Source organism: Pseudomonas purpurea (genome assembly GCF_039908635.1).
Lineage (GTDB): Bacteria > Pseudomonadota > Gammaproteobacteria > Pseudomonadales > Pseudomonadaceae > Aquipseudomonas > Aquipseudomonas purpurea.
Genome location: NZ_CP150918.1, coordinates 5,160,084 through 5,172,621 on the forward strand (window position 1 = coordinate 5,160,084; position 12,538 = coordinate 5,172,621).

Below are 12,538 nucleotides of genomic sequence, written 5' to 3' on the forward strand. Positions count from 1 at the left end.
AATGTGCCGACGTCTTCGCGAGCAAGCCCGCACCCACAAAAAAAGGCCCGTCGCATCAAGCGACAGGCCTTTTTATTTAGAGCGAATGCAGCGGCAGATCAGAACGGAATATCGTCATCAAAGCTGTCGAAATCCGGAGCTGGCTGCGGTGCGGCCTGCTGTGGTGCCGGAGCCGAACGCTGTTGCGGAGCCGACTGCTGTGGACGAGGAGCCTGTTGGCGCGGGGCTGGAGCAGACTGCTGGTAGTTGTTACCGCCGCCCTGGCCCTGTTGGTCGCCCTGTGGACGGCCGCCCAGCAGTTGCATGGTGCCTTGCATGTCGACCACGATTTCAGTGGTGTAACGCTTGATACCGTCTTTTTCCCACTCGCGGGTCTGCAGCTTGCCTTCGATGTAGACCTGCGAACCTTTACGCAGGTATTCGCCGGCGATTTCCGCCACTTTGCCGAACATCGATACACGGTGCCATTCGGTCTTCTCGACCTTCTGACCGGTTTGCTTGTCGGTCCATTGTTCGCTGGTCGCCAGACTCAGGTTGGTCACGGCGTTACCGTTAGGCAAGTAGCGAACTTCGGGATCCTGGCCGCAAGTGCCGACCAATATGACTTTGTTAACCCCACGGGCCATAACGTTCTCCTAGGCTTCGCACGCTGTCGGCGCCGGGTTGTTGACCAGGCGCTCAAGGGTCGTGCGATCCAATAGTTCGGTGTCCAATTTGATGTAAATGGCCGCTTCGTCAGCAACCACCACTGCATCTGTTACCCCAACGACGGCCAGCAGGCGCTCGACCAGACCGGCTTCGCGGATCGCTTCGGGCGATAACGGCAAGCGCAGGCTCGTCACATACGGGGGTTCGCGCATGGTAACAGCAAAGGCCAACCAGAGGGCAGCCAGACCTGCGCATCCCAGGAACACAACCGACAAACCGCCATGCTGGAACAGCCAGCCGCCCATGATCCCGCCCAGTGCCGAACCGAGGAACTGACTGGTGGAATAAACCCCCATCGCCGTGCCTTTGCCGCCCGCCGGTGAAACCTTGCTGATCAGCGACGGTAACGAAGCTTCCAGCAGATTGAACGCAGTGAAGAACACCACCGTCCCAATCACCAGAGCCCGCAAGCTGTCGCCGAACTGCCAGAAGAATAGCTCAGTGAGCATCAGCGTCATCACGGCGCCGAGTAAAACTCGTTTCATTTTGCGTTTCTTCTCGCCGTAGATAATGAACGGGATCATGGCGAAGAACGAAATCAGCAACGCGGTCAGGTACACCCACCAGTGCTGCTCTTTAGGCAACCCGGCTTTCTGGACCAGCGCCAACGGCAACGCGACGAAGCTCGACATCAACATCGCGTGCAACACAAAAATGCCCAGGTCCAGGCGCAGCAGGTCCGGGTGCTTGAGCGTCGGCATCAATGCCTGACGGGCCACGCCGGACTCACGATGCTGCAACGGCCCGGTGGAGCGCGGCACCATGAAGGCCACGATCACAATGCCCACCAGCGCCATGCCGCCCGTGGCGAGGAACAACCCGGACAAACCAAAGGCACGGGTCAGCAACGGCCCGACCACCATCGCCACGGCGAACGACAGGCCGATGGTCATGCCGATCATCGCCATCGCCTTGGTGCGGTGCTGCTCGCGGGTCAGGTCTGACAGCAACGCCATGACCGCCGCCGAAATCGCCCCGGCACCTTGCAGGACTCGTCCGGCGATCACGCCCCAGATCGAATCGGCATTGGCCGCCAGCACACTGCCGAGGGCGAAGACGATCAACCCGAGGTAAATCACCGGCCGCCGACCGATACGGTCGGAAATGATCCCGAACGGAATCTGGAAAAGCGCCTGGGTCAGACCGTAAGCGCCAATCGCCAGCCCGATCAGGGCCGGGGTCGCTCCCGCCAGGTCCATCCCATAGGTCGCCAGGACCGGCAACACCATGAACATGCCAAGCATACGGAAGGCAAACACCAGGGCCAGACCGCTTGCTGCGCGGGTCTCACTGCCACTCATGCGTTCGCTGTGGGGATCGTGCATGGAAAAACCTCATGTGAACCGGCGGCGATTCTACCAGTCCCATCGAGGGAGGGGGTATATGCGGCGGTTTGCCGCGCACGTGTTCTGCATGCTTGTCAGACACCGTTCAGAAAGCATCATTTGATAGTGTGCATCCATCCAGTATTTGGCTTTATACTCCTGCCTTTACGCCCGCCGAGCGAGGCCACCTTGGACAAGATCCTGATTCGTGGGGCTCGAACCCACAACCTGAAGAACATCGACCTGACCCTGCCACGGGACAAACTGATCGTCATCACCGGCTTGTCCGGGTCCGGCAAGTCTTCCCTGGCGTTCGACACGCTGTACGCCGAAGGCCAGCGACGCTATGTCGAATCCCTGTCGGCCTACGCCCGCCAGTTCCTGTCGATGATGGAAAAACCCGACGTCGACACCATCGAAGGCCTGTCGCCGGCCATCTCCATCGAACAGAAATCCACCTCGCACAACCCCCGTTCGACGGTCGGCACCATTACCGAAATCTACGACTACCTGCGCCTGCTTTATGCACGCGTGGGTATTCCGCGTTGCCCGGATCACGACATCCCGCTGGAAGCGCAGACCGTCAGCCAGATGGTCGACCTGGTCCTCGCCGAACCGGAGGGCAGCAAGCTGATGCTGTTGGCGCCGGTCATCCGCGAGCGCAAAGGCGAGCACCTGTCGGTTTTCGAAGAGCTGCGCGCACAAGGGTTCGTCCGTGCCCGGATCAACGGCAAGCTCTATGAGCTGGACGAAGCGCCCAAGCTCGACAAGCAGAAAAAACATACCATCGATGTCGTGGTCGACCGCTTCAAGGTTCGCGCCGACCTGCAACAACGCCTGGCCGAGTCGTTCGAGACCGCGCTGAAACTGGCAGATGGCATTGCGCTGGTCGCGCCGATGGACGACGAGCCGGGCGAAGAAATGATCTTCTCCGCACGCTTCGCCTGCCCGATCTGCGGCCATGCCATCAGCGAGCTGGAACCCAAGCTGTTCTCCTTCAACAACCCGGCGGGCGCATGCCCGACCTGCGATGGGCTGGGGGTCAAACAGTTCTTCGACATCAAACGGCTGGTCAATGGCGAACTGACCCTGGCCGAAGGCGCAATACGCGGCTGGGACAGGCGTAATGTCTATTACTTCCAGATGCTCGGCTCACTGGCCGCCCATTACGGTTTCAGCCTGGAAGTGCCGTTCAACCAACTGCCGGCCGACCAGCAGAAAGTCATCCTGCACGGCAGCGGCACGCAGAACGTCGACTTCAAATACCTGAACGACCGCGGCGACATCGTCAAACGCTCGCACCCGTTCGAAGGCATCGTGCCGAACCTGGACCGTCGCTACCGCGAAACCGAGTCCGCCTCGGTACGCGAAGAGCTGGCCAAATTCCTCAGCACCCAGCCATGCCCGGACTGCCGTGGCACACGCCTGCGCCGTGAAGCGCGGCATGTGTGGGTTGGCGAAAAAACGCTGCCCGCTGTCACCAACCTGCCGATTGGCGATGCCTGCGACTACTTCGGCACGCTGAAGCTGACCGGCCGACGCGGCGAAATTGCCGACAAGATTCTCAAGGAAATCCGCGAGCGCTTGCAGTTCCTGGTCAACGTCGGCCTCGACTACCTGTCGCTGGACCGCAGTGCCGACACGCTGTCTGGCGGTGAAGCACAACGTATTCGCCTGGCCAGCCAGATCGGCGCCGGCCTGGTGGGCGTGTTGTACATCCTCGACGAACCGTCGATTGGCTTGCACCAGCGCGACAACGACCGCCTGCTGGGGACGCTCAAGCATCTGCGGGACATCGGTAACACGGTGATCGTGGTCGAACACGACGAAGATGCAATTCGTCTGGCCGACTACGTTGTGGATATCGGCCCTGGCGCTGGCGTGCACGGCGGGCACATCGTCGCCGAAGGCACACCGGCCGAAGTCATGGCTCACCCGGACTCACTGACCGGCAAGTACCTGTCCGGCCGCGTGAAAATCGAAGTCCCGACCAAGCGCACGCCACGCAACAAGAAGCTGTCGCTGTCGCTCAAGGGCGCCCGTGGCAACAACTTGCGCAATGTCGATCTGGACATTCCGATTGGCTTGCTGACCTGCGTGACCGGCGTCTCTGGCTCCGGCAAGTCGACGCTGATCAACAACACCCTGTTTCCGCTCAGCGCCACTGCACTGAATGGTGCGACCACCCTTGAAGCCGCCGCCCACGACAGCATCAAGGGCCTTGAGCATCTGGACAAAGTGGTCGACATCGACCAAAGCCCGATCGGCCGCACACCGCGCTCCAACCCGGCAACCTACACCGGATTGTTCACGCCTATCCGTGAACTGTTTGCTGGCGTGCCGGAATCCCGCTCGCGCGGTTACGGCCCGGGGCGCTTCTCCTTCAACGTGAAGGGCGGACGCTGCGAAGCGTGCCAGGGCGACGGCTTGATCAAGGTAGAAATGCACTTCCTGCCGGACATTTATGTTCCGTGCGACGTCTGCAAGAGCAAGCGCTACAACCGCGAAACCCTGGAGATCAAGTACAAGGGCAAAAACATCCACGAGACGCTGGAGATGACCATCGAAGAGGCGCGAGTGTTCTTCGATCCGGTTCCGGCGCTGGCGCGCAAGCTTCAGACCTTGATGGATGTCGGCCTGTCGTACATCAAGCTCGGGCAATCGGCGACCACCCTGTCTGGCGGCGAAGCGCAACGGGTGAAGCTGTCCCGCGAGCTGTCCAAGCGCGATACCGGCAAAACCCTGTACATCCTCGATGAGCCGACCACCGGCCTGCACTTTGCGGATATCCAGCAACTGCTCGACGTACTGCATCGCCTGCGCGATCACGGCAACACCGTGGTGGTGATCGAACACAACCTCGACGTGATCAAGACTGCCGACTGGTTGGTGGACCTGGGTCCGGAAGGCGGCTCCAAGGGCGGGCAGATCATTGCCGTCGGTACGCCGGAAGAAGTGGCCGAGATGAAGCAGTCTCACACCGGTTACTACCTCAAGCCGTTGCTTGAGCGCGACCGGGCTTAAATCAGCCCCATGAAAAAGCCCCTGTCACTTTATCGGTGACAGGGGCTTTTTTGTTTCTTGCCTCTGTAGGAGCAAGCTTGCTCCTACAAGGCAGTATCAGAACTGCGATTGCAGGTAGTTTTCCAGACCGATCAGCTTGATCAGACCCAACTGCTTCTCCAGCCAGTAGGTGTGATCTTCTTCAGTATCCGCCAGTTGAATGCGCAGCATGTCTCGGCTGACGTAATCCTTGTGCAGTTCGCAGAGCTCGATGCCCTTGCAGAGCGCAGCGCGAACCTTGTATTCCAGGCGCAAATCCGCAGCGAACATGTCAGGCACCGTGGTGCCGATATCCAGATCGTCTGGACGCATGCGCGGCGTACCTTCGAGCATGAGGATCCGGCGTATCAGCGCATCGGCGTGCCCAGCCTCTTCTTCCATCTCGTGATTGATGCGCTCGTAGAGCTCGGTAAAGCCCCAGTCTTCGTACATCCGCGAGTGGATGAAATATTGGTCACGCGCTGCCAGTTCGCCCGTGAGCAATGTGTTGAGGTAATCGATTACGTCCGGGTGACCTTGCATCGCCCTACATCTCCCTGCTTGAAAGTCTGCAGTTTGAACCAAGCAGACCGATTGGTCACTCAAATAGCGCGATAAAAGCGAAGATATTCTGAGAAAAGTGGTTTAAATAACGCAAAAACCGCCCAGATGAGGGCGGTTCTGCTTATCGTTTAGACTTAGTTAAGCTGTACACCCAACGCCTTTGCGATTCCTTCTCCATAAGCCTTGTCGGCTTTGCAGAAATGTTGCAATTGACGCTGAACCACATCGCTCGAAACTCCAGCCATTGCACCGGCAATGTTATTGATCAGCAGAGCCTTCTGATCGTCGCTCATCAAGCGGAACAGCGCCCCTGCGTGGCTGTAGTAGTCAGTATCTTCGCGGTGATCATAGCGATCGGCCGCACCGCTAAGGGCCAGGGCAGGCTCCGCAAATTGCGGCGCTTGTTTCGGTGCATCAGCGTAACTGTTGGGCTCGTAGTTCGGCGAACCACCACCATTGCTGCCAAATGCCATGGAGCCGTCGCGCTGGTAGCTGTTGACCGGGCTGCGCGGCGCATTCACCGGCAGTTGCTGGTGATTGGTGCCTATACGGTAGCGATGTGCGTCGGCGTAGGCAAACACGCGCCCCTGCAGCATGCGATCCGGCGACAGACCCACGCCTGGAACCATGTTGCTTGGGCCAAAAGCCGCCTGCTCGACTTCAGCGAAGTAGTTCTGCGGGTTTCGGTTCAGCTCAAGTTCACCGACTTCGATCAGCGGGAACTCTTTCTGCGACCAGGTCTTGGTCACGTCGAACGGGTTCTCGTAATGCGCCGCAGCCTGGGGCCTCGGTCATGATCTGAATGCACACACGCCATTTTGGGAAATCACCGCGCTCGATTGCGCCAAAGAGATCGCGCTGAGCGTAATCCGGATCAGTACCAGCCAAGCGCGCAGCGTCTGCCGGCGCCAGGTTCTTGATACCTTGCTTGGTCTTGTAGTGCCACTTCACCCAGTGACGTTCACCCTTGGCGTTGATCAGGCTGTAAGTGTGACTACCAAAGCCGTGCATGTGACGGTAGCCATCAGGAATGCCACGGTCGGAAAACAGAATGGTGACCTGGTGCAGCGCCTCAGGCGAATGCGACCAGAAGTCCCACATCATCTGCGCGCTTTTCAGGTTGCTTTGCGGCAGACGTTTTTGGGTGTGGATAAAGTCCGGAAACTTCAACGGATCACGGATGAAGAACACTGGCGTGTTATTGCCAACGATGTCCCAGTTACCTTCCTCGGTGTAAAACTTCAGCGCAAAACCACGCGGATCGCGCTCGGTGTCAGCCGAACCCCGCTCGCCACCCACGGTGGAGAAACGCAGGAAGGTTGGGGTTTGCTTGCCAACCGATTCAAACAGCTTGGCGCTGGTGTATTGAGTGATGTCACGGGTAACGGTGAACGTACCGTAAGCACCCGAGCCCTTGGCGTGAACGCGGCGCTCAGGGATGTTCTCACGATTGAAATGGGCAAGCTTCTCGATCAGGTGAAAATCATCGAGCAGCAGCGGGCCGCGAGGGCCGGCGGAACGGGAGTTCTGGTTGTCAGCGACGGGCGCACCACTGGCGGTCGTCAGCGTTTTATTCTGGCTCATGCTCAATCTTCCTCTTCAGTCTTGGACACCGCCGGCTAATCGGCTGGAAGGAAGTATTGACCACGAACATGACACCAGCAAATTCATTAATTGATCAATATCAATAGAAAATAACTAACGAACATACCTTGTAGATAGCAAGGGGATCGACTAGCCGTGCACCCATACTTTTCGAGCGCGCACAAAAAACCGGGCACTAGGCCCGGTTTTTCGTTTCAGACTGACGTCTTACTCAGCGGATACAGCTTCACCGCCAACTGGACGATCGATCAGCTCAACGTACGCCATAGGCGCGTTGTCACCAGCGCGGAAACCGCACTTGAGGATGCGCAGGTAGCCACCCTCACGGGTAGCGTAACGCTTGCCCAGGTCGTTGAAGAGCTTACCAACGATAGCTTTCGAACGAGTACGGTCGAAAGCCAGACGGCGGTTAGCCAGGCTGTCTGTCTTGGCCAAAGTGATCAGCGGCTCAGCAACGCGGCGCAGTTCTTTGGCTTTCGGCAGTGTAGTTTTGATCAGCTCGTGCTCGAACAGCGACACCGCCATGTTTTGAAACATGGCCTTGCGGTGCGAGCTGGTGCGGCTCAGGTGACGACCACTTTTACGATGACGCATGGTTCATTCCTTACCAAACACAACGTTCGGTGATTACGACGATCAGGCAGTCGCCTTGTCGTCCTTCTTAAGACTTGCAGGCGGCCAGTTGTCGAGGCGCATGCCGAGGGACAGACCGCGGGAGGCCAGAACGTCCTTGATTTCGGTCAAGGATTTCTTGCCAAGGTTCGGAGTCTTCAACAGTTCTACTTCGGTGCGCTGAATCAGGTCGCCGATGTAGTAAATGTTTTCCGCCTTAAGGCAGTTAGCCGAACGTACAGTCAGTTCCAGATCGTCAACCGGGCGAAGCAGGATCGGATCGATCTCGTCTTCTTGCTCGATTACCACTGGTTCGCTGTCACCCTTGAGGTCGACGAACGCAGCCAACTGCTGTTGCAGAATGGTTGCAGCACGGCGGATAGCCTCTTCAGGATCCAGAGTACCGTTGGTTTCCAGATCAATAACCAGCTTGTCCAGGTTAGTACGCTGCTCGACACGGGCGTTTTCCACCACGTATGCGATACGGCGAACCGGGCTGAACGAAGAGTCAAGCTGCAAGCGACCAATGCTGCGGCTTTCGTCTTCATCGCTCTGACGCGAGTCGGCCGGTTCATAACCACGACCACGAGCTACGGTGAGCTTCATGTTCAGGGCGCCGTTAGACGCCAGGTTAGCGATTACGTGATCGGGATTAACGATCTCGACATCATGATCCAGCTGAATATCGGCAGCGGTAACCACCCCCGAACCCTTCTTCGACAAGGTCAGCGTAACTTCGTCACGGCCGTGCAGCTTGATAGCCAGACCTTTAAGGTTCAACAGGATTTCAATTACGTCTTCCTGTACACCTTCGATGGCGCTGTACTCGTGGAGCACACCGTCAATCTCGGCCTCGACTACTGCACAGCCGGGCATTGAGGACAACAGGATGCGGCGCAGCGCGTTGCCCAGGGTGTGGCCAAAACCACGCTCGAGAGGCTCGAGAGTGATCTTGGCGCGGGTTGGACTGACAACCTGCACATCAATATGGCGGGGTGTCAGGAACTCATTTACCGAAATCTGCATGGATGCACCTATTTTCTAGCCCTTACTTGGAGTAGAGCTCGACAATCAGGCTTTCGTTGATGTCGGCGGACAGATCACTGCGAGCAGGAACGTTCTTGAAAACGCCCGACTTCTTCTCAGTGTCTACTTCTACCCATTCTACGCGGCCACGTTGGGCACACAGATCGAGAGCTTGGACAATGCGAAGTTGGTTCTTTGCTTTCTCGCGAACAGCAACCACGTCACCAGCACGAACCTGGTAGGACGGAACGTTAACGGTCTGACCGTTTACGCTGATCGACTTGTGCGATACCAGCTGACGGGATTCGGCACGAGTCGAACCAAAGCCCATACGGTATACAACGTTGTCCAGACGGCATTCGAGCAGTTGCAACAGGTTTTCGCCAGTTGCGCCTTTCTTGCCAGCAGCTTCTTTGTAGTAGCCGCTGAATTGACGCTCGAGAACGCCGTAGATACGACGGACCTTCTGCTTTTCACGCAGTTGGGTGCCGTAGTCGGACTGGCGACCGCGGCGTTGGCCGTGGATACCAGGTGCTGCTTCAATGTTGCACTTCGATTCGATCGCGCGCACGCCGCTCTTCAGGAAGAGATCGGTGCCTTCGCGACGAGCGAGTTTGCATTTTGGACCAATGTAACGAGCCATTCTTTACAATCTCCTGGATTACACGCGGCGCTTCTTCGGCGGACGGCACCCGTTGTGCGGGATTGGCGTCACGTCGGTGATGCTGGCGATCTTGTAGCCACAGCCGTTCAAAGCGCGGACTGCGGATTCACGACCTGGACCTGGACCCTTGACGTTAACGTCGAGGTTTTTCAGGCCGTATTCCAGCGCAGCTTGACCAGCACGTTCAGCAGCTACTTGAGCAGCGAACGGGGTGGACTTGCGAGAACCGCGGAAACCCGAACCACCGGAGGTAGCCCAAGAAAGAGCGTTACCCTGACGGTCGGTGATGGTCACGATAGTGTTGTTAAAAGACGCGTGGATGTGGGCGATGCCATCAACCACTGTCTTTTTGACTTTTTTACGAGGACGAGCAGCAGGTTTTGCCATGATTAAATTCCTGTCGATTCGCTGGGGCGATTACTTGCGGATCGGCTTACGCGGACCTTTACGGGTACGCGCGTTGGTCTTGGTACGCTGACCGCGTACTGGCAGACCACGACGATGACGCAGACCGCGATAGCAACCGAGGTCCATCAAGCGCTTGATTTTCATGTTGATTTCGCGACGCAGATCACCTTCAGTGGTGAACTTCGCCACTTCGCCACGCAGCTGTTCAATTTGCTCGTCGCTCAGATCTTTGATCTTTGCTGCTGGGTTTACCCCAGTCACTGCACAGATCTTCTGCGCAGTAGTGCGACCAACACCATAGATGTAGGTCAGCGAGATAACAGTATGCTTGTTATCTGGAATGTTAACGCCTGCAATACGGGCCATTCAGTGGGACTCCAATTGACAGCTACCTACGCCCCGGAAGCCAAGAAATAGGGCGCGAGATAATATCGCTGTAATAACAAATAATCAACCCAGCAGCGCACTAGCTGCTGGGCTTGAAGCACAATCACACTCAGCCTTGGCGCTGTTTGTGACGCGGTTCCGCGCTGCAAATTACTCGAACAACACCTTCGCGGCGAATAATCTTGCAGTTACGGCACAGCTTTTTCACCGATGCACGAACTTTCATCACCAACTCCTCGAACCTTATGGGTCAGCGCAGCATGCCGCTGCCGTAACCCTTCAGGTTGGCTTTCTTCATCAGGGATTCGTACTGGTGCGAAACGAGGTGCGATTGTACTTGGGACATGAAGTCCATCACAACCACGACGACGATCAGCAACGAGGTCCCGCCAAGGTAGAACGGAACGTTTGCCGCAACCACCAGGAACTGGGGCAACAAGCACACGGCCGTCATATAAAGAGCACCGAACATGGTCAAGCGGGTCAGAACGCCATCAATATAGCGCGCAGACTGCTCACCTGGACGGATACCCGGAATAAAGGCACCGGACTTCTTCAGGTTTTCCGCTACGTCTTTCGGATTGAACATCAACGCCGTATAGAAGAAGCAGAAGAAAATAATCCCTGCACTAAACAGCAGAATATTCAACGGCTGACCAGGAGCGATCGACTGTGAGATGTCCTGCAACCAGCCCATACCTTCAGACTGGCCGAACCAGGCACCCAACGAAGCCGGGAACAGCAAAATGCTGCTCGCGAAAATAGCCGGAATAACACCGGCCATGTTCACTTTCAGCGGCAAGTGGCTAGTCTGCGCAGCAAACACCTTGCGGCCCTGCTGACGCTTGGCGTAGTGAACAGCAATACGACGCTGACCACGCTCAATGAACACCACGAAACCGATAATCGCTACTGCCAGCAAACCGATGGCAACCAGGGCGAAGATGTTGATATCACCCTGACGCGCAGACTCGAAAGACTGCCCGATTGCTCTCGGAAGACCGGCGACGATACCCGAAAAAATCAACATCGAGATACCGTTGCCAACACCACGCTCAGTAATCTGCTCACCCAGCCACATCATGAACATCGCACCAGCCACAAAAGTGGATACCGCGACGAAATGGAAGCCAAAGTCACCAGTGAACGCAACGCCCTGCCCCGCCAGGCCAATGGACATGCCAATAGCCTGAACGAGAGCGAGAACGACAGTGCCGTAGCGGGTGTACTGGCTGATCTTGCGACGGCCAGCTTCACCTTCCTTCTTCAACTGCTCCAGCTGCGGGCTGACGGCTGTCATCAGCTGCATGATGATCGATGCCGAAATGTACGGCATGATCCCCAGTGCAAAGATGCTCATCCGTTCCAGCGCGCCGCCGGAAAACATGTTGAACAAGCTAAGAATGGTCCCCTCATTCTGTCGAAACAGGTCCGCGAGTCGGTCCGGGTTGATACCTGGAACCGGGATGTGTGCGCCTATTCGGTAGACGATAATCGCCAGGAACAGAAAACGCAGACGAGCCCAGAGTTCAGACATACCGCCTTTGCCGAGCGCAGAGAGAGCACCTTGCTTAGCCATTTATTCCTCGAACTTGCCGCCAGCTGCTTCGATAGCCGCACGCGCACCTTTGGTGGCGCCGATTCCCTTTCCGATGGTGACAGCGCGAGTAACTTCGCCGGACAGCATGATTTTCACACGCTGTACGTTGACGTTGATCACGTTGGCATCTTTCAGGGACTGCACGGTGACGATGTCGCCTTCCACTTTAGCCAGTTCGGACAAACGCACTTCTGCGCGATCCATGGCCTTCAGGGAAACGAAACCGAACTTCGGCAGGCGACGATGCAGCGGCTGTTGACCGCCTTCAAAGCCTGGAGCAATAGTGCCACCGGAGCGGGAGGACTGACCTTTGTGGCCACGGCCACCGGTCTTGCCCAAACCACTACCGATACCACGGCCCGGACGATGCTTTTCGCGACGGGAACCCGGCGCTGGACTCAGATCATTGAGTTTCATCGATTAACCCTCGACACGCAGCATGTAGTAAGCCTTGTTGATCATCCCGCGATTCTCGGGAGTATCAAGTACTTCTACAGTGTGACCGATGCGACGCAGACCCAGACCCTTAACGCACAGTTTGTGGTTAGGGATACGGCCGGTCATGCTTTTGATCAGCGTAACTTTAACGGTAGCCAT

Annotated in this window: 13 protein-coding genes and 1 pseudogene; 1 reads left to right on the forward strand and 13 read right to left on the reverse strand. The window is 57.2% G+C overall.

Translation table 11 applies throughout. The features are described from left to right. Positions 1-98: 98 nt before the first annotated feature. Positions 99-626, reverse strand: coding sequence for a single-stranded DNA-binding protein (locus tag AABM54_RS23170; protein ID WP_347902278.1), 528 nt, complete (start codon positions 624-626; stop codon positions 99-101). Between the two features lie 9 nt (positions 627-635). Continuing rightward, a complete protein-coding gene (locus AABM54_RS23175) occupies positions 636-2,033 on the reverse strand; it encodes an MFS transporter (protein ID WP_347902280.1) in 1,398 nt (465 codons plus the stop codon). A 189-nt stretch (positions 2,034-2,222) separates the two neighbouring features. Between AABM54_RS23175 and uvrA the strand changes: the two genes are divergently transcribed. Continuing rightward, on the forward strand, positions 2,223-5,057 hold the full coding sequence (gene uvrA, locus AABM54_RS23180; protein ID WP_347902281.1) for an excinuclease ABC subunit UvrA: 2,835 nt from the start codon (positions 2,223-2,225) through the stop codon (positions 5,055-5,057). 96 nt (positions 5,058-5,153) lie between these two features. Here the strand turns inward: uvrA and bfr are convergent, their stop codons facing one another. From bfr to rpmD, 11 genes and pseudogenes are all read right to left on the reverse strand, one after another. After that, positions 5,154-5,618: a bacterioferritin gene (gene bfr / locus AABM54_RS23185; protein ID WP_347902282.1), complete on the reverse strand. Its 465-nt coding sequence runs from the start codon at positions 5,616-5,618 to the stop codon at positions 5,154-5,156. 155 nt (positions 5,619-5,773) lie between these two features. Continuing rightward, positions 5,774-7,223, reverse strand: a pseudogene (locus AABM54_RS23190) (catalase). A gap of 228 nt (positions 7,224-7,451) precedes the next feature. After that, the gene (gene rplQ / locus AABM54_RS23195) at positions 7,452-7,838 is read right to left on the reverse strand and encodes a 50S ribosomal protein L17 (protein ID WP_003210053.1); all 387 of its coding nucleotides are present in this window, start codon (positions 7,836-7,838) and stop codon (positions 7,452-7,454) included. A 42-nt stretch (positions 7,839-7,880) separates the two neighbouring features. Beyond that, positions 7,881-8,882 (reverse strand): DNA-directed RNA polymerase subunit alpha, encoded by a 1,002-nt coding sequence (gene rpoA / locus AABM54_RS23200; RefSeq protein WP_003176403.1) that lies wholly within the window; start codon positions 8,880-8,882, stop codon positions 7,881-7,883. Between the two features lie 22 nt (positions 8,883-8,904). Continuing rightward, complete coding sequence (gene rpsD, locus AABM54_RS23205; protein ID WP_003176404.1) at positions 8,905-9,525, reverse strand: 30S ribosomal protein S4; 621 nt, start codon at positions 9,523-9,525, stop codon at positions 8,905-8,907. 18 nt (positions 9,526-9,543) lie between these two features. Then, positions 9,544-9,933, reverse strand: a complete 390-nt coding sequence (gene rpsK, locus AABM54_RS23210; RefSeq protein ID WP_002555466.1) for a 30S ribosomal protein S11 — start codon at positions 9,931-9,933, stop codon at positions 9,544-9,546. Positions 9,934-9,963: 30 nt separating this feature from the next. Further along, positions 9,964-10,320 carry a 30S ribosomal protein S13 gene (gene rpsM / locus AABM54_RS23215; protein WP_003186020.1) on the reverse strand — a complete coding sequence of 119 codons (357 nt, stop codon included), beginning with the start codon at positions 10,318-10,320 and terminating at the stop codon, positions 9,964-9,966. Between the two features lie 130 nt (positions 10,321-10,450). After that, a complete protein-coding gene (rpmJ, locus tag AABM54_RS23220; RefSeq protein WP_002555468.1) occupies positions 10,451-10,567 on the reverse strand; it encodes a 50S ribosomal protein L36 in 117 nt (38 codons plus the stop codon). Between the two features lie 24 nt (positions 10,568-10,591). After that, positions 10,592-11,920 (reverse strand): preprotein translocase subunit SecY, encoded by a 1,329-nt coding sequence (secY, locus tag AABM54_RS23225; RefSeq protein WP_003228718.1) that lies wholly within the window; start codon positions 11,918-11,920, stop codon positions 10,592-10,594. Beyond that, positions 11,921-12,358: a 50S ribosomal protein L15 gene (gene rplO / locus AABM54_RS23230; RefSeq protein WP_007896782.1), complete on the reverse strand. Its 438-nt coding sequence runs from the start codon at positions 12,356-12,358 to the stop codon at positions 11,921-11,923. It lies immediately after the preceding gene. A gap of 3 nt (positions 12,359-12,361) precedes the next feature. Next, positions 12,362-12,538 (reverse strand): 50S ribosomal protein L30, encoded by a 177-nt coding sequence (rpmD, locus tag AABM54_RS23235; protein WP_003186033.1) that lies wholly within the window; start codon positions 12,536-12,538, stop codon positions 12,362-12,364.

Excerpts from the sequence above, each read along its gene's own strand:
- rpsD (WP_003176404.1), bottom strand. The coding sequence starts at position 9,525 with ATGGCTCGTTACATTGGTCCAAAATGCAAACTCGCTCGTCGCGAAGGC.
- rpsK (WP_002555466.1), bottom strand. The coding sequence starts at position 9,933 with ATGGCAAAACCTGCTGCTCGTCCTCGTAAAAAAGTCAAAAAGACAGTG.
- rpmJ (WP_002555468.1), bottom strand. The coding sequence starts at position 10,567 with ATGAAAGTTCGTGCATCGGTGAAAAAGCTGTGCCGTAACTGCAAGATT.
- rplO (WP_007896782.1), bottom strand. The coding sequence starts at position 12,358 with ATGAAACTCAATGATCTGAGTCCAGCGCCGGGTTCCCGTCGCGAAAAG.
- rpmD (WP_003186033.1), bottom strand. The coding sequence starts at position 12,538 with ATGGCTACCGTTAAAGTTACGCTGATCAAAAGCATGACCGGCCGTATC.
- bfr (WP_347902282.1), bottom strand. The coding sequence starts at position 5,618 with ATGCAAGGTCACCCGGACGTAATCGATTACCTCAACACATTGCTCACG.
- rpoA (WP_003176403.1), bottom strand. The coding sequence starts at position 8,882 with ATGCAGATTTCGGTAAATGAGTTCCTGACACCCCGCCATATTGATGTG.
- rpsM (WP_003186020.1), bottom strand. The coding sequence starts at position 10,320 with ATGGCCCGTATTGCAGGCGTTAACATTCCAGATAACAAGCATACTGTT.
- secY (WP_003228718.1), bottom strand. The coding sequence starts at position 11,920 with ATGGCTAAGCAAGGTGCTCTCTCTGCGCTCGGCAAAGGCGGTATGTCT.
- AABM54_RS23170 (WP_347902278.1), bottom strand. The coding sequence starts at position 626 with ATGGCCCGTGGGGTTAACAAAGTCATATTGGTCGGCACTTGCGGCCAG.
- rplQ (WP_003210053.1), bottom strand. The coding sequence starts at position 7,838 with ATGCGTCATCGTAAAAGTGGTCGTCACCTGAGCCGCACCAGCTCGCAC.
- AABM54_RS23175 (WP_347902280.1), bottom strand. The coding sequence starts at position 2,033 with ATGCACGATCCCCACAGCGAACGCATGAGTGGCAGTGAGACCCGCGCA.